General features: G+C 35.2%; 23 protein-coding genes. 6 read left to right on the top strand and 17 right to left on the bottom strand.

The window, feature by feature from the left end; translation table 11 throughout:
* Positions 1 to 74: 74 nt before the first annotated feature.
* A complete protein-coding gene (locus G6Q10_RS02615; RefSeq protein WP_163652543.1) occupies positions 75 to 965 on the top strand; it encodes a glutamate biosynthesis transcriptional regulator GltC in 891 nt (296 codons plus the stop codon).
* Here the strand turns inward: G6Q10_RS02615 and G6Q10_RS02610 are convergent.
* From G6Q10_RS02610 to G6Q10_RS02585, 6 genes are all read right to left on the bottom strand, one after another.
* Positions 962 to 2,002: a sensor histidine kinase gene (locus G6Q10_RS02610; RefSeq protein ID WP_163652542.1), complete on the bottom strand. Its 1,041-nt coding sequence runs from the start codon at positions 2,000 to 2,002 to the stop codon at positions 962 to 964. The genes G6Q10_RS02615 and G6Q10_RS02610 overlap by 4 nt on opposite strands.
* 14 nt (positions 2,003 to 2,016) lie before the next feature.
* On the bottom strand, positions 2,017 to 2,472 hold the full coding sequence (locus G6Q10_RS02605) for a hypothetical protein (protein WP_163652540.1): 456 nt from the start codon (positions 2,470 to 2,472) through the stop codon (positions 2,017 to 2,019).
* A complete protein-coding gene (locus tag G6Q10_RS02600; RefSeq protein ID WP_163652538.1) occupies positions 2,472 to 3,371 on the bottom strand; it encodes an NAD-dependent epimerase/dehydratase family protein in 900 nt (299 codons plus the stop codon). Before G6Q10_RS02600 ends, G6Q10_RS02605 begins: the two co-directional genes overlap by 1 nt.
* Before the next feature lie 83 nt (positions 3,372 to 3,454).
* Positions 3,455 to 4,132 (bottom strand): response regulator transcription factor, encoded by a 678-nt coding sequence (locus G6Q10_RS02595; RefSeq protein WP_163652536.1) that lies wholly within the window; start codon positions 4,130 to 4,132, stop codon positions 3,455 to 3,457.
* A 59-nt stretch (positions 4,133 to 4,191) separates the two neighbouring features.
* Positions 4,192 to 6,162, bottom strand: a complete 1,971-nt coding sequence (locus tag G6Q10_RS02590) for an FtsX-like permease family protein (protein ID WP_163652535.1) — start codon at positions 6,160 to 6,162, stop codon at positions 4,192 to 4,194.
* The gene (locus G6Q10_RS02585; RefSeq protein WP_163652534.1) at positions 6,149 to 6,916 is read right to left on the bottom strand and encodes an ABC transporter ATP-binding protein; all 768 of its coding nucleotides are present in this window, start codon (positions 6,914 to 6,916) and stop codon (positions 6,149 to 6,151) included. The genes G6Q10_RS02590 and G6Q10_RS02585 overlap by 14 nt, the downstream gene beginning before the upstream one ends.
* Before the next feature lie 183 nt (positions 6,917 to 7,099).
* Between G6Q10_RS02585 and G6Q10_RS02580 the strand changes: the two genes are divergently transcribed.
* Positions 7,100 to 7,600 carry a shikimate kinase gene (locus tag G6Q10_RS02580; protein ID WP_255464891.1) on the top strand — a complete coding sequence of 167 codons (501 nt, stop codon included), beginning with the start codon at positions 7,100 to 7,102 and terminating at the stop codon, positions 7,598 to 7,600.
* A 61-nt stretch (positions 7,601 to 7,661) separates the two neighbouring features.
* Here the strand turns inward: G6Q10_RS02580 and rlmD are convergent, their stop codons facing one another.
* The 3 genes from rlmD to G6Q10_RS02565 all read right to left on the bottom strand — a co-directional run bounded on the left by rlmD (position 7,662) and on the right by G6Q10_RS02565 (position 10,428).
* On the bottom strand, positions 7,662 to 9,035 hold the full coding sequence (gene rlmD, locus G6Q10_RS02575; RefSeq protein ID WP_163652533.1) for a 23S rRNA (uracil(1939)-C(5))-methyltransferase RlmD: 1,374 nt from the start codon (positions 9,033 to 9,035) through the stop codon (positions 7,662 to 7,664).
* Between the two features lie 129 nt (positions 9,036 to 9,164).
* Positions 9,165 to 9,539, bottom strand: a complete 375-nt coding sequence (locus G6Q10_RS02570) for a restriction endonuclease subunit S (RefSeq protein ID WP_232057779.1) — start codon at positions 9,537 to 9,539, stop codon at positions 9,165 to 9,167.
* A gap of 85 nt (positions 9,540 to 9,624) precedes the next feature.
* Entirely contained in the window at positions 9,625 to 10,428 is an 804-nt protein-coding gene (locus tag G6Q10_RS02565) for a hypothetical protein (RefSeq protein WP_163652531.1), read from the bottom strand.
* 108 nt (positions 10,429 to 10,536) lie between these two features.
* Between G6Q10_RS02565 and G6Q10_RS02560 the strand changes: the two genes are divergently transcribed.
* The 4 genes from G6Q10_RS02560 to G6Q10_RS02545 all read left to right on the top strand — a co-directional run bounded on the left by G6Q10_RS02560 (position 10,537) and on the right by G6Q10_RS02545 (position 12,559).
* The gene (locus G6Q10_RS02560; protein ID WP_163652530.1) at positions 10,537 to 11,106 is read left to right on the top strand and encodes a DUF5067 domain-containing protein; all 570 of its coding nucleotides are present in this window, start codon (positions 10,537 to 10,539) and stop codon (positions 11,104 to 11,106) included.
* Between the two features lie 285 nt (positions 11,107 to 11,391).
* Positions 11,392 to 11,688, top strand: coding sequence for an amino acid ABC transporter (locus tag G6Q10_RS02555; RefSeq protein WP_163652528.1), 297 nt, complete (start codon positions 11,392 to 11,394; stop codon positions 11,686 to 11,688).
* A gap of 26 nt (positions 11,689 to 11,714) precedes the next feature.
* A complete protein-coding gene (locus G6Q10_RS02550) occupies positions 11,715 to 12,128 on the top strand; it encodes a hypothetical protein (RefSeq protein ID WP_163652526.1) in 414 nt (137 codons plus the stop codon).
* Positions 12,129 to 12,160: 32 nt separating this feature from the next.
* Entirely contained in the window at positions 12,161 to 12,559 is a 399-nt protein-coding gene (locus G6Q10_RS02545) for a hypothetical protein (RefSeq protein ID WP_163652524.1), read from the top strand.
* Between the two features lie 648 nt (positions 12,560 to 13,207).
* On the opposite strand, the gene guaA is transcribed toward G6Q10_RS02545, so the two are convergent.
* From guaA to G6Q10_RS02505, 8 genes are all read right to left on the bottom strand, one after another.
* Entirely contained in the window at positions 13,208 to 14,752 is a 1,545-nt protein-coding gene (gene guaA, locus G6Q10_RS02540; RefSeq protein ID WP_163652522.1) for a glutamine-hydrolyzing GMP synthase, read from the bottom strand.
* Positions 14,753 to 14,891: 139 nt separating this feature from the next.
* On the bottom strand, positions 14,892 to 15,200 hold the full coding sequence (locus G6Q10_RS02535; protein ID WP_163655673.1) for an antibiotic biosynthesis monooxygenase family protein: 309 nt from the start codon (positions 15,198 to 15,200) through the stop codon (positions 14,892 to 14,894).
* A 17-nt stretch (positions 15,201 to 15,217) separates the two neighbouring features.
* Positions 15,218 to 16,039, bottom strand: coding sequence for an ammonia-dependent NAD(+) synthetase (gene nadE, locus G6Q10_RS02530; protein ID WP_163652520.1), 822 nt, complete (start codon positions 16,037 to 16,039; stop codon positions 15,218 to 15,220).
* A 32-nt stretch (positions 16,040 to 16,071) separates the two neighbouring features.
* On the bottom strand, positions 16,072 to 17,562 hold the full coding sequence (locus G6Q10_RS02525) for a nicotinate phosphoribosyltransferase (protein WP_163652518.1): 1,491 nt from the start codon (positions 17,560 to 17,562) through the stop codon (positions 16,072 to 16,074).
* A 70-nt stretch (positions 17,563 to 17,632) separates the two neighbouring features.
* Complete coding sequence (tagD, locus tag G6Q10_RS02520) at positions 17,633 to 18,016, bottom strand: glycerol-3-phosphate cytidylyltransferase (protein ID WP_163652516.1); 384 nt, start codon at positions 18,014 to 18,016, stop codon at positions 17,633 to 17,635.
* A gap of 6 nt (positions 18,017 to 18,022) precedes the next feature.
* Positions 18,023 to 19,144, bottom strand: coding sequence for a CDP-glycerol glycerophosphotransferase family protein (locus G6Q10_RS02515; RefSeq protein WP_255464958.1), 1,122 nt, complete (start codon positions 19,142 to 19,144; stop codon positions 18,023 to 18,025).
* 97 nt (positions 19,145 to 19,241) lie between these two features.
* A complete protein-coding gene (locus tag G6Q10_RS02510) occupies positions 19,242 to 20,267 on the bottom strand; it encodes a ribitol-5-phosphate dehydrogenase (protein ID WP_163652512.1) in 1,026 nt (341 codons plus the stop codon).
* The gene (locus G6Q10_RS02505; RefSeq protein ID WP_163652510.1) at positions 20,260 to 20,973 is read right to left on the bottom strand and encodes an IspD/TarI family cytidylyltransferase; all 714 of its coding nucleotides are present in this window, start codon (positions 20,971 to 20,973) and stop codon (positions 20,260 to 20,262) included. Before G6Q10_RS02505 ends, G6Q10_RS02510 begins: the two co-directional genes overlap by 8 nt.
* Positions 20,974 to 21,014: the final 41 nt, after the last annotated feature.

Below are 21,014 nucleotides of genomic sequence, written 5' to 3'. Positions count from 1 at the left end.
CTTTTCATTTATCGAAACAATATATATAATAGAACAAAACCATCTCAAATCGAGAATGATTGGAGCCAATAAAAATGGAATTTAGACAACTCAAATATTTTATGGAAGTCGCGCGTATGGAGCATATGACACAAGCAGCTGAACACTTACATGTTGCTCAATCCGCAGTTAGCAGACAAATTACTAAGCTTGAAGAAGAACTTGGCATTGAATTATTTGACCGTGCTGGCCGTAATATGCAGTTAACGACAGTCGGATATCAATTTCTAAATCAAATCAAAATCACTCTGAATGAACTCCAAAAAGCAGAAGCCATTGTTAATGAATACATGGATCCTAAAAAAGGGAATGTCCGCATTGGTTTACCAAATTCATTGGCTACAAAAGTATTACCAACCGTAATTTCCGTTTTTCGAAAAAAGTATCCAGAAATTACGTATTCTTTTTTAGAAGGCTCAAATGCAGAACTTAAACAAATGATTCGATCAGGTGAACTTGATATGACCTTTATTTCACCTGTGCCAAAAGAAAATGACTGGTTCAATATAACACGCTTTTTTAATGAAAAATTAAAAGTGATCGTTCCTAAAAATCATCCATTAGCGAACGAAAAAAAAATTCGCTTAGAACAACTAAAACAAGAAAAATTCGTCCTTTATCCACCTGAATTTGATCTCTCTAAAATCATCATTTCAAGCGCATCAAAATCCGGTTTCACACCAGAGATTGCTTTTCAAAGTAAAGATTTCTATACCATTCAAGGGCTTGTGGGTGCAGGGCTTGGCATCAGTATTTTGCCTGAAATGATTTTAGATGGTACGATTTTTAAAGAAACGAAAAGCATCTCACTACAAAACGCTGAATTATCAAGATCAGTTGGAATGATCACTACAAAAAAAAGAGCGCTCTCACCTTCTGAGGCTCTCTTTAGAGATTTTACCTTATCCTTTTTTAAACACATCTAATCTTTAGCTACTAACAAATAATCATCTTTTTGTTCAAAGATAATCGTAACTGTCGTGCCCATCCCTTCTTTGGAATCAATTTTGATCATGTGACCAAGCTTGCCTGCCATTTGTTTAGCTAAATAAAGCCCCATCCCTGTAGCTTTCTTTTCTTTTCGGCCAGTCATACCTGTAAAGCCTTGATTAAACACACGCGGCAAATCCTCTGCTGCAATTCCACGCCCATTGTCAGAAACATGCAACATCTGATCACCATTTTCAGCTTTATCTATCCAGATGCGAATTTCACCATCTGTATCCGTATATTTCAAAGCATTGGAAAGGAGTTGATCAATAATAAAACCAAGCCACTTAGAATCCGTGCGTAAATCAATATCAATCTCACCAAGAGAAATCTTTTTTCTACCCGCAATAAAAAGCTTTGAATGTCGTTTAATTGAATCACGAACGATTGTCCCTAGATTCTGTTCTTGAATAAAATAATCTTTAGCAAACGTATCAAGCCTAGAGAAATAGAGCGCCTGCATCACAAGTTTATCAACTTCATCTAGTTCTTCATCGATTTTTTTAAAGATCGTTTCTGTATCGTTTAAATCCGGATTATTGATAAGCATTTTACTTGCTACAATCGGTGTTTTTACTTCATGCACCCAATATAAAATAAAATCATGATACTCTTGCTGCTTATCTTGAAGTGCATCGATTATTTTTTGTTCTTCAAGATGTTTTTTACGCATCAATTCATTAAAAAAAGCTTGTTCATTCGTCCTTGGCTTCGGTAAAAGCTCAATGATGTTCTCTTCAATCTCGCCACTTACTAATTCACGCATTTCTTTCCAGTACTGATATTTGAATGAAAAACCGGCGATCAAGTAAACGACTAGAAAAACAAGCATAAAAACAAATAGATAAATAAAATTATCGAATGAAAGCCTACTATTCATATCCACTGTAATGAGTAAGCCAACAAAAAACATCACACTGAAAAAAAATAATAGAAAAAAACGTTTATCTTTCAAGTAACGCCATAAATCCATTTTTTTAGCTCCTTTTATTTGCTCTTAAAAAACCCTTCATCAGTTAAATAGCTGAGCGCTGCTTCGCGTGTTTTAAAAACCGCTTCAACATTCCTAAAAGCATAGATAAGCCACATCTTATTTTCATAAGAGAGCTCTAGCTTTTCACCATGATCGTCTACATACCACTCCGTATAGCCTTCAGCAAATTCGTCTCCATCACTTGACATGTATTCAAGCGCTTTTTTCAATAGATCGATGAGTTCCGTTTTTTCCATTTCATGAATATTAACGTAACCATCTTTTCCACTTTCACTAACAAATGGCGCATAAATAAAGCCATTACCGTTTGGATGTAGATATTTAACAATAATCGTTTTGGGGCGCTTGCTTGCTCTAAAATGATAGTTCAGTCGTCCAAGCGAAACAGGTTGCTCCTCAAGTTCATCAAATTGCTGAAACAAGGCTCTTTTTTCTGCAAAACTTAACATTATTTTTCTTCCTTTACGTTAAAAGTTGTTTTTTCAAAAAGCGTTTGCGCAAGCTTTGGAAACCAATCAGCTAAACGATCAAATTGAAATCCTGCTTGTTGTGCTTTTTTGGTATTTAGATAGTAATCTCCTTCAAGATCAAAAGGTGACTCATCATTATCTTCTGTTACTTCTTCAATAACAGCTGTTTTTTTAGTGATCGTCTCTAGTAAATCGATGAGTTCAGAAAGCGTATATATTCCATTTGATGCTGCATTAAACGCACCAGACAACTCACTTTTTGTTCCAATCCATTCCAAGAAACGTGCTGCTTCATTCGCCTGAATAAAACCGATATGAGCATCTTTATTTTTGATACCAATTTCTTCACCAGCTAACATATGATTTAAATGAAATTCCAAGCGTTTTGTATAATCAGCTTCGTCTAGTACAATCGGAAAACGCACGGCTACAACAGGGAAACTCGCTTTTTGAAAATAAACCGCTTCCGCTAATCTTTTTCCTTCACCATAATAAAAATCTTCTCGATCCCCTGTCACGATTTCATATTGCGCAGGATCAAAATCGTCCTCGAATAATTCCTTATCTTTCGGACAATAAACCGCTAACGTTGACGTAAAAATATATCGAATCGATTGATCTTTAAAAGCTTGAACAGCATAAAGCGCTTCTTGCGGAGAATAACAAATATTATCATAGACAACATCAAATTTAGTTTGTGCTAACTCAAATAAATCATCGCGTTCTCTCCGGTCAAATTTCTTATGCGCAACCGCTTCTCCAAAAGGATTCTCATGTGTGCCACGTGTAGCTATCGTTACATCATGGTGAGCTTCAATTAAGCGTTCTACGAGCTTTTTACCGAAAAAACGCGTTCCACCTAAAACTAAAATTTTCATTTCTATCCCTCACATTCAACAAATGGTAGGAATTTTAAGCGAAGCAAAAACAAAAAGCGCTTGCATTAAAATGATCCATGTTTTTATTCAATCATATATCCCTGGCCTTTTTTCGTTTTAATGAAATGGCCTAAACCAATCTCATCTAATTTTTTTCTGATGCGAACAACATTCACAGTCAGTGTATTATCATCAACAAAGCTCTCATCTTCCCAAAGCGAGCGCATAATCTCGTCTCGGCTAACAATACTTCCTTTTTGCTTCATTAGTTCATATAAAATTAAAAATTCATTTTTGGTTAACTCAATTTTATTATCTAAATAAGTCAGCGTATTCGTGTCAATATGAAGGAAAATATTATTATGTTCCATCACATTGGGCTCTTCTAGCTCTGCATATGAATAAGTTCTTCTAATTAAAGCATTAATACGTGCCATAAGCACATCTAGATCAACCGGCTTTTCAATATAAGAATCTGCGCCCATGTTCATCCCCATAATCTGATCCATTTGCGAATTTCGTGATGATAAAAAGATAATCGGTACATTGGATACTTCACGGATCTTATTACACCAAAAAAAACCATCAAAATAAGGCAAATTGACATCAAGGATGATGAGCTGTGGTTCAAACTCTAAAAACTCATTCAAGATGTTGCTAAAGTTATCAACAATACCGACATCAAACCCCCATTTACTGAGATGCTTCCCAATTGTGTCGCGAATGACGATATCATCTTCTACAATATATACTTTAATCATTTTTTGCCTCCAATCCTGTCATTACCTTTATTTTAGCGAAAAATATGCAACTTGGCTAGTTAAGTGTGGTTCCGCATCACAATTTTTATATAGTTATTTACACATAGCCAATAGTAACAGCCATAAAATAGACAATAGAATGTAAAAATAATTCCAATGGGTATATGAACTTGAACGTCCATTAATTTCCCATAACTTAAAGCCGCAACAAAGCTATGCACAATCCCAACAAATATTGGTAAAACAAACATTGGTATCAGCTGAACGATGATAATCTTTTTTAACTCTTGATAAGTCAAACCAAGCTTAAAGAGCACGTGAAATTTACCTTGTTCATCATAAGCCTCGATAATTTGTTTAAAATAAATAATACTTCCAATAGCCAAGAAAAATATATTAACAAAAAAGATACTAATATACAACATGATACCCGAAGAAATTAAATGCAAATGATAGTCAGTAAAGAAACTACTAACTCGTTCAGACCAAAGATCTTCTCGCCCATCAATGAGTATTTGAATGTTACGTGTCAGCGCTTCCGAATTTTGTTGATCTTTTACTTGATAAAGTGAAAGTTGTCTAGTCTTGTCTATCTGTTTTAAAGAGCGATAAGTTTTTTCATTGACGACAAACATCGTCTCACTTGCTCCCCAAACATTAAGAATTGGACGATTTCTATAATCAATCGTTTTAAAAGAAGATCCATTTTTTAAATTTAAATTCGTTAAAACTTTATCTTCCCTAACATCTTCATATCTTTTTACTCCATAAGAGACGATAACGGTTTCTTTATCTGCTAAACCTGTTATTGGCTTATTTTTATTTCCTTCTAGTTCATTTAGACGATTAAACTCATTTTCAGAAATAAAACATAGTCCAACAGGATCCATAAGAATCGGGCTAACACCTTCTTTATCACGATTGAACTTTTTTAATTCCGATAACACATACTCAGTTTCTGTTGTATAAACCAGTGGATGTGCTTTTTGTTTTTTTAGAATCTTTGTTATTTCTTGTTTTTCTTTTTTTGAAGCATTTAAAATTTGAAAACTTACAGGTGTCGTTATTTTTGCCTCATCAATGGCAGGCTGATACATACAACTTGTCACACCAATAATCGTAAGGGCAATTGCGCTAAAGGTCGCTGTTAAAGCAAGGGTATTGACGCTTTTTTTAATCCGATCGCCTAACACATTTAAAACAAGCATGTTAACGCCATGATAATAAGCCATGCGCCTTTGCAAAATGATTCTAAAAATAAAAGGCAGTCCAAAGCGAATGACAAACCAAGTTCCAAGTACAACACAAGTTAAAATGCTTAAACTAATGAGCATGATTTCGTTACTGCTGATCTTCTCTACTATATTGACTAATTGCAAAGCCCAGTAATAACCGAAAGCGATCAGAAAAATCCCAATAATCATTACCCAAAATGAGCCTTTTAAAATCTTTTTTTCTAGCTTTTTCTTTTGAAGTAAAATCACTAGTTTATAACGAAAGACAAAAAAGATACCATACAATGAAACTAAGCACATAATCGCTAAAAAGGTCATTGTTGTTATTAAAATAGCTTTAGCAGAAACCATGAAATAGGTTTTTTTATGTAAATCAACCACCCAAAATAACAACATCATGAAAAACTTTGAAAAGAAAATCCCACCTAGTATTCCAACAATTAGTGCGCTAATATGTAGGAATAGGTTTTCATAAAATAAAACTAAACAAATTTGTCCTCTTCTTAAACCAAGCAGTGAGTACAGCCCAATCTCACGTTTTCTTCGTGTCATAAAGTAAGCACTGGAATAAAAAACAAAAAAAGCAATAAAGACAATTAAGAAAAACGAAGACACAAGAAACAGTGAATCTGTTGACTCAATCCAACTATAAAAAATTTTCTTAATGAGTTGGTTATAAGCAATGGCCATAAAGATAAAAATAACTAACACACAAATGGCTACGGAAACAAAATAAAGCAAATACTGCGTAAAGTTTTTGCGTAAATTTCGCATAGCAATTTTAAAAAGTGTCATTTACGTCACCACCAAGCATTGCAAGCACTTCTAAAATTTTATTAAAAAATTGTTTTCTGCTCGCATTCCCGCGATAAATTTCTGTATAAATTTCCCCATCTTTAATAAAAAGAACGCGTTCACAATAACTGGCGGCAAAAGCGTCATGCGTAACCATCAAGATTGTTGCATTTCTAATTTCTTTCGCTTTGGCTAGGCCTTCTAAAAGATTCGTTGCTGATTTTGAATCTAAAGCACCTGTTGGCTCATCAGCAAAAATAAGCGCTGGTTCTGTAATCATCGCACGGCAAACGGCTGTCCGCTGTTTTTGCCCACCAGAAATTTGACCTGGATATTTATCTTTAATGGATAAAACATCAAATTGACGGGCAATTAGCTCAAACCGATCTTCAATTTCCTTTACTTTCATTTTATTTAATGCTAACGGTAAAACAATGTTGTCTTTTACCGTCATGGTATCAAGTAAATTATAATCTTGAAAAATAAAGCCGAGCATATCACGACGATACAAAGCAAGCTCTTTTTGACTCATTTCTTTTAGTAATTTTCCACCAATTTCGATTTCACCAGATGTTGGTTGATCAATAGATGAAAGAACATTTAAAAGCGTTGACTTCCCTGCACCAGATGGGCCCATCACACCAACAAATTCTCCGCGAAGAACTTCCATCGAGATGCCACTAAGCGCAGGATAAAGGCTTCCTTTTGAACCATATACTTTACGAATCTTACTTGCTTTAAGGATTGTTTCCATCGTTTCCCCCCTCTTCAGATTAATCTTAATTCAATTGTACATGATATTCCATCTGTTGACTATAGGCTAGAGTTGTATATAAGGATTTTTATTGCTTGTTTTAGGTTGCACTTTAGCTAATTTATGCTATACTTTCTTTAGTACTTTCAAGCGTTAAAAAAGGAGAGGTTTATCATCAAACAAGTGATTTTAATCGGGTTTATGGGTGCCGGAAAAACAACCATTGGCAACCGTTTAGCCACTAAAATGAAAATTCCTTATCTTGATATCGATAATGAAATTGCTTACACAGAAAAAATGAGTATTACTGATCTTTTTAAAATGTATGGCGAACAAAAATTTAGACAACTTGAACAAAAAAAATTATTAGAATTAATAGAGACAAATGCAGTCATTGCAACTGGAGGTGGTATCGTTTTAGATCCCATCAACCGTGTGAAACTAATCGAACATCCTGCACCTGTCATTTATTTGGAAACTTCACCTGAAATCTTTCTTGCTCGTCTAAGAAATGATATATCAAGGCCCCTTATTAAAGGAAAAACAGATACTGAAATCAAGTCAGTTTTTACACCACGGAAAGCGCATTATGAAGCTTGTGCAGATTTTATTGTAAAGACAGATGATAAAACACAAGAAGAAATTGTGAAAGAGATTCTTACATTGTTAAAGATATGGGATTAAAAAACACTAAGATTAGTGAGTATCAAAGAGCCCTTTCACTAATCTTAGTTTTAGATAAAATCTAATTTTCATTATTTATCTCTAGCACCGTCACACATTCCACATGCGTTGTCATTGGAAACATATCGACAGGCTGCACTTCCCCTGCTTGATACCCCCCATTTACTAAAATGCGCATATCCCGAGCAAGCGTTGCCGGATCACATGAAACATAGACAACACGTTTTGGTTTCATTGTTAAAATCGTCTCCAGCAGTTTTTCATCGCAGCCTTTACGTGGTGGATCAACAACGAGTACATCTGCTTTAATTCTCTTTTTATACCAATTAGGGATCACATTCTCTGCTTTTCCTGTTTCAAAGGTTACATTTGTAAAGTGATTTTCGTGTGCATTAAGTAAAGCATCTGCAATAGCCTCTGAAATGACCTCAACGCCGTATACATGCTTTGCTTGCTTCGCTAAACATAACGAGATAGAACCTATGCCACAATAGGCGTCAAATACAATTTCTTCACCTGTTAATTCGGCTTTATCCAGTACTAATTGATACAATTTCTCTGTTTGTACAGGATTAACTTGATAAAATGAACGTGCCGAAATGACAAAGCGAATGCCATGGATGGTATCAACAAGATATTCGTCACCAGCTAAAACCTGTGTTTTTTCGCCAAAAATAACATTTGTTTTATGCGGATTGACGTTTTGTACAATGGAAACAAGATTTGGAATCGTTTGCTCTAGCTCTTTTATAATCTGCTCTTTAAATGGAAATGATGCTTTACGTGTAATGATGACAAGCATCAACTCTCCTGTTGCAAAACTAACACGTGTCATAATATGCCTTAAATCACCTTGATGTTGCTCTTCATCATAAGGAACGACACCATATTTTTCAAAAATACTTCGAGCAATTTGAACACCATCATCATTTGCTTTCGATTGAATCAAGCATGTGTCCATATCAATAATTTGATGGCTACGTTTTTGATAAAAACCTGCTACAAGCTTATGATGAACGTATCCCACAGGAACTTGTGCTTTATTACGATAACGGAAAGGCTCTTCCATACCGACTGTTTGGAGAACCGGAACATCTAGTTTCGCAATTCTTTTCATTACTTGAGCCACTTGGTTTTGCTTATAAACAAGCTGTGCATCATACGCCAAATGTTGCAACTGACAACCACCACATTTATCATAAACGACACAAGGCGGTTCTGTTCGATGATTACTTGTTTTTTCTAAATAAATCAACCGTCCAAAGCCAAATTTTTTACCGACTTTAATTAGTTTAATCCGTGCAATTTCCCCTTGAAGGACCCCGGGAATGAATACTGAATAGCCTTCAATTTTGGCAACTCCACTTCCCTCATGATTTAAGTCAATAATTTCAACGGTATGCTCTTGATTTTTCGCTAAAAGTTGTGCAGTCAAAAGAGCACAACCTCCCCTCGTCATTCTGTTTACACCTTAACTTATTATAACGTAAGCAAATGAGAAAAAACAGGGGGAGTTCTTAATTTTTCGTTTATTTCTGGTTGATTGGGTGGCGGGCCAAAAATATTATAATCTCTCTAATATCTCATTTTCTTTTCCTTCCATATATTTTTCCATAAACGGATAGTCAGGTTGTTTAGTTACATCTATAGGTAACATAATATTGAGTGCTATTGTATCATTTAGCCGTATTTGATTACCATAATCAAATTTGTCACTTTGCATTCTTATTTGGTTACATATAAATAAAGCTGAAAACTTATTTAAAGTGTAATTTTTAGGCTGGATGACATTAACATCTGAAGAGCAGACGAATTTATATGGTTGATAAAATGCTTTTGCATCTACTTTACCAATTGTTATTCCATTTCTAAAATAAGCTTCGTTTTTGATATTTAACCAATTTGCGATCCCATTTCCATTTAAAGCATGGTTTAGCAAACGCGAGAAAAATGACCTCAATAAGAGCTATAATGCCAATGCAATTTTTAGAAAAAAGCACCATTTCGGTTAAGGCACTTTTTTTCTATATTTTATCTTCACCGTTAATAGTTACTTGAACAAGCTGCATAGAACCTGTCATACCAACAACGTTATCCACTTTAAATTTAGAAGCTTCATATCCATCACCAGTTAACGTGCCCCAAACTTTCACTTTATCGCTAACCTTACCCTCACTATATACACTGCCAGTAATGATAGGCATAACATAGCCATTTATATTTTTTACTAGCCAAGCTTTATAACCATCTATTTTTGTTAGCCCAACAATATCACCACTAAAATAATATTTCTTACCAGTTACATTAACATTGCCTTTTGTGTAAAGCATAGTCCCCGGAGTAGCTTCGTATTTCTTAGCGCCAGCTTCGGCTTCTTCTTTGAAACTCTGTTTATTTCCTATTTTCCCTATCGTAAATGTCTCTTTGTACTTTATAACGCCTTCTTTATTAACATATTCCCCTTTAATATTACTGCCCTTTTTACCAATTACTTTACGTACTTTTCTAGGCTGTTTTTTAGGCTTGTAGGATTGATATTTGATTGTATAGGTACCATCTTCTAAATTTTTAACTTTCTTTTTCAGATTGCCATATTTGTTCGCTTTCAATTTTATTTCTTTTTTATACTCATCTGAGCCGGTAATAATTGCAAAGAATTTTGTTTTCTTTGGTAAGTTGGTATTAATTTTTAATGCAATATCTTTACCTTTAACTTTACTCTCCGTCTTAACTGTCAAATTTAATTCTCTTGCTGCTACAATTGATGGGCTTGAAATTAAACTGCACATAATTATCAAGATAAATACCACTCTTACATATTTTTTCATTTCTATTTTCTCCCTTCTCCACTTTTTTACCCGCTTCCATTTTATCCTAAAATAAGGTAAAATACCATTGTATACTATAAATAAAGAATATAAGGGAGTTGTCTCAAGATGAATGGGAAATTATTAGTTACAGTGGGAAGTATTGCTTTTTTAAGCGTGGGATTAGTAGCATGTGGCAATAGTGAGACAAAAAAACAAAATCAAGATGATAAAACAGAAACAGTCGCTGCTCCAAAAGCCGAAGCAAAAGACGAAGTTCAATTTAAGAATGATGTATTAAAAATTAGTCTGGCAACCATCAAATTGACTGGCTCTGAAGTCTTACCTCCTAACAAAGATTATGGCGAAGATAAGTCTTCTCTCGTTATTACATATGAGTTTACAAATACTAGCAAAAAACCGCTTGAACCTTCCACTGTTTTTATTGCTTGCTTTAAGGCAACCCAAAAAACAGATGCAACAATCGAGGACTTAGGGCTTGCAGTGGCACCTCAAGAAGTTAAATATGAAAAAATGAATGCTATGGCTAACATAGAAGTCCAACCTGGAAAAACAGTACAAGCTGTCATTTCATACTCGATAAACGATACCAAAAAACCCGTTAAATTAAATGCTACGCAAGGTATTGGTGGCAAGAAATTAGGCAGTAAAACTTATAAAAAAAGCGCTGCGCATTAACGTACAGCGCTTTTTCTACTCGACAAACAATCTGTTTCTATTCTCATGTATGCAATTACTTAAAAACGTATTAGGATCATGCTATTTTCACTACTGATATAGTCTGCAAATAATAAATACGCTTTTAAAACTATTTTCTTATTTCTTGGTACCACAACTAACTCTTAACATATGATATTAATAATTTCTTAGCAATATACTAAATTAAAATTGACTTTCACATAAGTGTACATTAAAATTTTAGTGAACGGATACAAAATATTATACAAAGATAGGAGGTTCGCAATGAAAAAAATATTAATCATAACTTATATATTGTTTATCATTTCTTTAATTTTAGGATTTCTTGGAATGAATGGTCAGTTTGATATCTTTTTCAATTCTTTTTTAGCTAGTGATTGGATAATTTTGATTATTTACGCAGGAATTCCACTTATGACATGTCTCTTATTTATCTATCTTTTACGTTTTAAAAAAAGGGGGGGTTTACATATTCTCTGCCTGACTATATCTTTTCTTATCTTCTTTACAAATACCCTCTCCATTTTAATCGGGATTGCCTCTACCAATATACACGCTTAATACTTTAGTCAAGGAGGACAAGATCTATGAAGAAATTAGAAGTATTTTTTATTTTGCTAATATTTTCTATTCTATTATCCGCAAATGTAGCGAAAGCAAATGATAACAAAAATTTAGATCTATATAATGAAGGCGTTAAGAATAACATTATAAATAAAGAAAAATATACTTATACTGTATGGAAAAAAACTATTTTATCTGAATTGAGTACAAATTATAATGAGATACCAACTAATGAAAGCGCTACTTTTAATGATTGGGTTAAATTAAATAATTATGGTATAGTTCCTAGAACTGATGACAATATTGTCAATACCCAAAAAAACACAGTTATGTTAAGGAGCGCTACAACCAATATTAACGCGTTTGTTAAATCTATAAAAGCAGGAGATATTATTTTTACAACAAAATATACGTTTTCCGGTTTTATTGGCCATTAGCTATAGCTAATGGAGATGGGCATATTTTAGAGATGCCTGGTGGAGGAAACTGGAAACGTGGTATCCCCGACAATAATCGTCAAGTAACTACAAAAAAGTACATTCAAGATCATATTTCCTATTGGAATTATGTATATAGGGTACCAAATAGTAGTTTAGCAAAAAAAGTAGCACAATATGCTGATAGGACCTTCTATTCATCAAAAGGCACTTCGAAAAAAGATAGACACATTGATTACGCTATTGATTTATATATGAAGCGAAAAGATCCAAATTATTGTTCTAAATTAGTTTACCAAGCATATTACTATGGTAGTGGTAGTCTACCTGTCATGAACCCTTATCCATCAATCAATGCACCTATACCTCCACAACAAGTTATTAATACTTTTTCTAACAGATACTTACCATATTGTATAGGAAAATATTGACCTTATAACTACTTTAACTTCATATTGCCCATTCAAAAAGATTCAATTGATATTGAGTCTTTTTTTATTTTAAAAACTTTACTATCGTAGTCTGAAAGTAAAGTTAGTCCCTATTCTGTTTTATCGCTAACCAAAATAGTCTCTATTTGCATTATCAATATCCAAAGATTTTGCAGATGTACAAGAAAATTAGCTAATAAAATGGATCTATATCATGATATAATGGAGTTCGTGAAAGTGGTTTATCCTCTTAATGAACGGAGGTGAGCCCATGACAGTTTCAGAAATCGTTTCATTTACAGCAATGCTTTTTACCGATGGACTTTTCATGCTGGTGCTGTTAACATTTTAACCGCCAGTGTTAGCGTACTGGTGACTTTTTTAATCGTCCAGTTCAGGAAAATAAACTTCTTCAAAAAAAGAGATGCGTTTATATTGTTCCCGCTCAAGCATTATGGATAGCTTTATCTCACAATCATTTAAAGTAAATAATACATTAAATAACAAATAAATTATAGAAATATCATTTTCTCAGCATGATTTTTAAATTTACTTCGACAAAAATTTAAAGTTTAATCCCATAATTTATATCATCCTATAAAAAAGCTTCGAAAATTCTATCAAAAAGTATTTCCGAAGCTTTGCTCTTTATTCCCACTCCACAGTCGCCGGCGGTTTGCTCGTCACATCATAAACTACCCGGTTCACGTGCTTCACTTCATTTACAATTCGTACCGAAATTTTCTCAAGTATCTCCCATGGGATTCTGGCCCAATCAGCTGTCATTCCATCGATGCTTGTTACTGCACGCACGACAACAGTATGATCATATGTTCGACCATCTCCCATCACACCAACGCTTCGAATGTTTGGTAGCGCAGTGAAATACTGCCAAATTTCTCGTTCAAGTCCTGCTGCTTTTATCTCCTCGCGTAAAATGTAATCAGAATTACGGACAATCTCAAGTTTTTCTTCCGTTACTTCACCTAAAATACGGATACCAAGACCTGGGCCTGGGAAAGGTTGACGCCATACAATGCTATCTGGCATACCAAGCTCTGTACCAAGCGCACGGACTTCATCTTTAAACAATGTATTTAATGGTTCAATTAGCTTAAACTGCATGTCTTCCGGTAATCCGCCAACATTATGATGCGATTTAATCGTTTGTGCAGTGGCCGTTCCGCTTTCAATAATATCTGTATAAAGTGTTCCTTGAGCTAGAAACTCTACGCCATCAAGCTTGCTTGCTTCATCATCAAAGACATAAATAAATTCATTCCCAATGATTTTACGTTTTTGCTCAGGGTCAGAAACACCTGCTAGTTTAGATAAGAAACGCTCTTTAGCATCTACTTTAATAATGTTCATTTGAAACTCACCTTGTAAGGTCGCCATGACTTGATCAGCTTCGCCTTTTCTTAACAAGCCGTGATCAACAAAAATACAAGTTAATTGATCGCCAATGGCTTGATGAATCAAGACGCCGACAACAGAAGAATCCACGCCACCAGAAAGAGCAAGTAATACCTTTTTGTTGCCTACTGTTTCTTTGATTTTAGCGATTTCTACATCAATGAAATTCTCCATTGACCAGTCGCCTTTGCAACCACAAATATTTAAAGTGAAATTTTTTAATAAATCATTTCCGTATTCAGAATGGCGGACTTCTGGATGAAACTGAACACCATATAGCTTACGTTCTTCATCTACAATTGAAGCAAAAGGGCAATGTTTGCTTGTTGCGACAACGTCAAAATGGTCTGGGGCTTCTACAACTAAATCTCCGTGACTCATCCAGACTGTTTGATCATGCGGGATCCCAGCAAATAGATGGTTTGGGATTTCCAGGTGAACGTTTGCTTTACCATATTCTCGGTCTTTTGCTGGCTCTACTTTTCCACCAAAATGAAGTGTCATAAGCTGCATACCATAGCAAATTCCTAAAATTGGAATCCCCAGTTCAAATAGATCCTCATCGCAGCGAAACGCGCCTTCGTCATAAACGCTGTTTGGACCGCCTGAAAAGATAATTCCCGTTGGATTTAGTGCCTTTAATTCACTGGCTGTAATTGTATGGGGGTGAAGCTCGCTATACACGCCAAATTCGCGAATTCTTCTTGTAATCATCTGGTTGTACTGGCTACCAAAATCAAGAACGATAATTTTTTCTTGCTCAATAAAATCTTCCATCTTTGCCCAAAACCACCTTAATCTATAAAATTAAGCCGAAATTGTTCGGCTCATGTATTTTCTATAAAGGTCCGAAGCTCCTTCAGACGTATTCTTCTTACATTTTAACTTCTTAAGCAGAAAGTTGCAACCTGCATTTTTATAATCCTTTGCCACCGATGAGTTGTAATTCTTGGTCTTTCTTCATTTCCCTGATGAGTGGTTTTGCTCTTTCAATAATTGTTTTGATATTTTCGTTATCCAATGAAGCAAGCTGATGCCCTTTATCTGCCCATACTTCTAGCACAGTTACTGATTCGCTATTTTCTTCAGAAGTTCCTACGACATATTCAATACAAGATGGTATATCTTCCAAAATAGTTGCTGCTTCAAATAAAATGTTAGCTAGCTCTGTTTGTTGGTCTTGATGTGCATAGAAAGTCGTAATTAAACCGTATCCTACGTTCATTTTCATCAAATCCTTTCCTATTTCCAAAAATCATCAAAAATAGTAATTGCTAGGTGACGTTTATGCTGGGTCTTTAAATACCAATACTCGATTTTTTCAGCTGCACTTTGTTCTACTTGCTTTCCTTCAAGATAATCATCAATTTGATCATATGTAACGCCTAATGCTATTTCATCAGGTAGACCTGGTTTGTCATCTTCTAAATCAGCTGTCGGTTTCTTTAAATAGAGATGTTTCGGGCAGCCCAATGTTTCTAAAAGTGCCCTACCTTGGCGTTTATTCAAGCGAAAAATTGGGTTAACATCTGCACCGCCATCTCCATATTTTGTATAAAATCCAGTAACAGCTTCTGCAGAATGATCGGTACCAACCACAGCGCCATTTGTCATCGCTGCAATAGAATATTGTGCTTTCATGCGCTCACGTGCTTTTTCATTTCCTTTTGCAAAATCAGATAGTTCAATACCCGCTTGTTTTAGCGTCATTTCACTGGCATCAACAGCTGCTTTGATATTGATTGTCATTATTTTATCTGGAACGATAAATGCTAGTGCATCTTGACGATCAGCTTCATCTAATTGATTGCCATAAGGAAGACTAACCGCAATAAACTGATAATCAGTTGCCCCTGATTCTGCTCGGATTTCATCAACCGCCATTTGTGTAAGTTTCCCAGTAAGCGTGGAATCTTGTCCTCCAGAGATGCCAAGAATAAGTGTTTTTAAAAATGAATGCTTTTTGAGATACTCTTTTAGAAAATCAATACTACGCCTAATTTCTTCGTTAGGATCAATGTTTGGTTTCACTTTCATTTCTGCTAAAATTTTTTCTCGTAACATACCTATTCCTCCAATAGCACACATGTTTCACTTTAAAATGGGATATCCAAATCGACTGGGGAATGCTGTTTAACACTCTTTCGTACTTTTTCGATATTGCGCATTTTATTTTTCCAGCATTTAATACTTAAATCAACTGGATATTGTTCAGGTCTGATCGTCCGTTTATATTCATCCCAAAGCAGAGCTAAATTTTCTTCTTGATAAGATTTGATTTCAGCAAGTTCTGGCTCCTCATAAACTTGTTTGCCATCGATAAAAATGGGAATAAGCAATTCTTTTGCCTCAAAATTCGTCACGGTTTTTGTGATGTAAGTATGCACTGGATGAAACATGGTCAACTCACTCACACTCTTAAGGGTTTCATCAGCAAGAGCAATATAATCTCCTTCTGCTTTAGGTCCTTGTTCAGACGTAATGATTCGATAAACTTTTTTCTTGCCTGGTGTGGAAACTTTTTCAGTGTTACTTGATAATTTAATTGTATCTTGTAGGTCATCATTTTCATCGGCAATTGCCACCATTTTATAGACAGCGCCTAGTGCGGGCTGGTCATAAGCCGTAATTAGTTTTGTTCCTATACCCCAATTGTCGATTTTTGCTTTTTGGGCTTTTAAAGAAAGAATGGTATGCTCATCTAAATCGCTTGAAGCAAAGATTTTTGTTTCCGTAAACCCAGCTTCATCCAGCATTTGTCGTGCTTTTTTTGAAAGAAAAGCCATATCGCCGCTATCAAGTCGGATGCCGACAAAATTAATTTTATCCTGCAGTTCTTGTGCCACTTTAATCGCGTTTGGTATCCCTGATTTCAACGTGTCATATGTGTCAACAAGAAAAATAACATCGTGATGAGCCTCAGCATAGCTTTTAAATGCTGTATATTCGTCACGGTAAGCTTGAATCATCGCATGAGCCATTGTTCCAGATACTGGAATCCCAAAAACTTTACCTGCACGCACATTGCTTGTTGAATCACATCCGCCAATGTAAGCCGACCTTGCTCCCCAAAGTGCAGCATCCATTTCTTGGGCTCTGCGTGTTCCAAACTCAGCAATCTGTTCATCTGGAGCAACCATGCGGATTCTTGCTGCCTTTGTTGCGATTAATGTTTGAAAATTAATAATGTTAAGCAGTGCTGTTTCAATAAGCTGTGCTTCAGCCAAGCTCGCTTCTACTTGCAAAATTGGCTCTGTTTTGAAAACAAACTCGCCTTCACGAACAGAACGAATCGTACCTTTAAACTTAAAATGACGTAAATACTCAATAAAGGCTCCGTTAAAACCTAATTCATTTTCTAAATAAGCGATATCCGTCGCTGTGAACTGAAGCTTATTCATGTAGTTAATAATCCGCTTAAGTCCTGCAAAAACGACAAATCCTGAATCAAAAGGCATCTCTCGAAAGAAAACTTCAAAGACACTTCTGCGTTCGTGAATCCCGTCTTCAAAATAAGCTTTCATCATATTTAATTGATATAAATCTGTATGTAGCAACAAGCTATCATCATTATATTGATTATTCATTACGTACCCCTTGTATCTAAATTATAATATCAACATGATAGCATAAAACGCGCCTTGTTACTACTCCTAGTTACTTTAAATCATCTTTTATTTGTGTTGTAGAAATACCCTTTGTCCGCGGCAAATAAACAACTTCACAATAATCTTTCAAAAAATCAAACTCGCCGCGCCAATCATCACCCATAACAAAAAGATCAATCCCATATTTTTTTACATCGGTAATTTTTTGATCCCAATTTTCTTCTGGAATGACCTGGTCAACGTAACGAATGGATTCAAGAATCAATTTACGATGCGGAAAACTATGATAGGCCTCTTTATGCTTTAATTGGTTAAATTCATCGGTTGAAATGGCAACGATTAGGTAATCACCCATTTCTTTTGCCCTTTTTAACAGCTCAATATGGCCCCAATGTAGTAAATCAAATGTTCCGTAAGTAATTACTTTCTTCATATAAATTTACTCCTTTGTTAATTTTTCAGCTACTAAACGAACGATGTTTTCACTTGAATGCCCGTTTGAATATTGATTCCAAGTACGCGCAAACTGAGCAATCTTCTCAAGATCAGCTTCATGATTTAAAATACCTTTTGCAAGATCGGTGGTTGTTCGGTAAATTTTCCCAGGGATAATATTTTGAAAAGACGAAACGAGTCCACGAGATTGATCGTATTTTTCTAAATCCGGTGTAAAGAAATAAATAGGACGTTTAAGTAGTGCAAATTCAAAAGGTGATGAAGAATAATCAGTAATAAGTATATCACAAGCAGCAAGCAAGTCTTTCATCTGAAAAGTATTTGGAACCTGCTTAACAAAGTCATTTTGAGAAATAGCTAATTCTTTTGTGATGGCGGGATGAAGCTTAAGTAAAAGGATATAATCAGATGCAAGCATTTCCTCCATTTTCTTAATATCAAGTAGCACAGTGGCTTTATTTAATTCATGATCACGAAAAGTCGGTGCATACAATATGATTTTTTTGTTAGGAAATTGTTTTAAAACCTTATGCTTACTAGTTTCCATTTCATTTAGGTTAAAAAAGAAATCAGTGCTTGGTACGCCAATCTTAAGTATCCGCTTTTCATCGAGTAAAAATGAGCGCTTAAAGATCGTGGCCATCTCATCTGATCCGGTAACTACATATTGAAATGCCTGATACACGCTTTTAAAACGTTCTTGCTCTTTTTTCTTACGATACGGAACGGATTTGTCCTCCCAAGCAAATTTTTTTAACGCACCATTTGCATGCCAAATTTGCAAACAAGTTACGCCTTCGCGCCACTTTACTGCTGCAAGTTCGGGAAAATAGTTATCGATAATGACCACTTTTGCTGTGCTTAAATGATAGAGCCTAGCAAGAATCGTTGTTACTTTTATTGGAATCATCGTTGTAAACGGCTTAGTCATTATCGATGGATTTAATCTTGGATCATAATAAATCACCGTTTCTGGGGTAACACCTAATTCCTCCATTTTTTTCGTGATTTGTTCTGGATTATCAGCAAAACTTATCAACATAACCATCTTGTTCCGTAACTTGAAACAACGGAAGAATTTCGCAAAAACTTTTACAACAAACATGTAAAAAGATGCAATGACTGCTTTCATAAATGTTTGACCTCTTCTCTTATATAAAAATGCCGCGATTAAAAAACTTTAACCAGCGGCATTTTTATTCTTAAATATTCCAGGACATGACGGTTTTACCCCATGGGCTTCTTAAATCTGCTTCAAATGCTTCGATGACATCTTGAATGCTTCTCACGTCATGAAGCTCCCCAACAAGCCTTGCTAAATATTCAACAGCGCGCTTGTTATTTGCTAAAAAGTCCACCGTCTCCTCAAAATCAACTCGACCACTACGACTGCTTCCATAAACGGTCAAGCCTTTTTCAAGTACCATTCGTGTATTAAATTCAATCGGATACTCAGATACACCTAGAAGCGAGATCGTACCTTCTGGCTTAATCAAGTCAATAATTTGGCTAACTGCATACTGACTTCCTCTTCCACCAGCACACTCAAAGGCTTGATCAATGACCAGGTCTTCTGGAATGCGATCAATATTATACGCAGCATCGACAAAAGAAAAGAAATCTAATTTATACGGTGTTTTACCGAAAATATAAACTTTTGCCTCAGGATATTTATTCTTAAGAAGAAGTGACATGATAAAGCCAAGATTTCCGTCACCCCAAACACCAAAAGATGAACGATTTTGATTGGCTTTTGTTTCAAAGCGGATGAGTGCGTGCATAGCAACAGAAATCAATTCAGAAAACGCAGCTACACTCATATCAAGATCCTCAGGAAGTGTTACTAAACGATCGCGGCGCATAAAGACATTATCCTGCATCAAACCATCAAACCCACTAGAGCGAAACTTACTTGAGCGTAAATAATTTTCAGCAATGATTGGATCCTCATCAAATGGCGTGTTTGGAACCATAACTACCTTTGTGCCAACTGGAAATTCTTTTTTCGTATCATAGACAACTTCCCCAACACCTTCATGAACCAGTGCCATTGGAAGTTTTTGTGCTAAAATTTCTTTTCCACGTGAACCTGTATAATAGCGCTGATCCGCGGCACAAATAGAAAGATAGGTTGGCCGTACAACGACAACATCGTCTGTCAATGTTTCATCAATATTAGCCACTTCAAACTGTCTTTCTGAAACGAGCCGATATACTTGGTTAATCATGATTTATCCGCTCCTGTACAATTGCATTAGCAACTTGTAAATCGTAAGGGGTCGTAATTTTGATGTTAAAAATTTCACCCTTTACAAGCCTAACTTTTTCACCAGCAAGTAAGCTGATTTTACAAGCATCGGTAAGAATTTCTTTTTGTTGCGCTGTCAGCTCGCTATAGTATTGATGGATTTTTTTCATATTAAAGCTTTGTGGCGTTTGTCCTTGATACATCACATCGCGAACAGGAATATCTGTAATAAACTCATGATTTACTGACTCAACAATGGTATCAGTTGCTGTTATAACAGTATCAACCGTTCCATATTTAAGAGCTGCATCAATATTTTCTTCAATAATTCGGTGGGTTAAAAATGGTCGAACTGCATCATGCGTAATAAGTACGTCATCTTCTTGAACCCCGTAATTTTTTTCGACAAAGCGAATACCGCTCATAATCGTTTCATTACGATCCATCCCGCCTTCAATAACGATAACACGCTCATCTTTAATATATTTGTTTAAAATATCTTCTGTGTGGTTCATCCATTCTTTTGGTGAAGCTACAAAGATTTTTTCAAAACGAGCATTTAAAATGAATTTTTCAACGGTGTGAACGATGATTGGCTTATCATTTAGTGATAAATACTGCTTTGGCATACTTACATTTCCCATCCGAGTACCTTTACCCCCGGCAAGAATTTCAGCATAAATCATTTTTTTATTCTCCTTTAATTCTAGAGTTTGAAAATCTATCA

It is taken from the genome of Listeria sp. PSOL-1 (genome assembly GCF_902806445.1).
Lineage (GTDB): Bacteria > Bacillota > Bacilli > Lactobacillales > Listeriaceae > Listeria.
Note: the sequence above shows the minus strand (reverse complement) of the source record. Positions and strands in the feature narration are given on the sequence as shown.